Consider the following 204-nt stretch of genomic DNA (forward strand, 5'->3'; position numbering starts at 1 on the left):
GCAGCCATCATTCAAAGAGTGCGTAATAGCTCACTAGTCGAGTGGCGCTGCGCCGAAGATTTACCGGGGCTAAGCATAGTACCGAAACTGTGGATGCATCGCAAGATGCGTGGTAGGAGAGCGTTCTAACGGCGGAGAAGCATGATCGAGAGGACATGTGGAGCAGTTAGAAGTGAGAATGCCGGTATGAGTAGCGAAAGATAG

General features: G+C 51.5%; 1 rRNA gene. It reads left to right on the forward strand.

Going from position 1 to position 204, the window contains the following annotated elements:
- Positions 1 to 204, forward strand: a 23S ribosomal RNA gene (locus KI210_RS08790); the annotation flags it as partial.

The organism is Lactobacillus corticis (assembly GCF_018327645.1).
GTDB classification, from domain to species: domain Bacteria; phylum Bacillota; class Bacilli; order Lactobacillales; family Lactobacillaceae; genus Lactobacillus; species Lactobacillus corticis.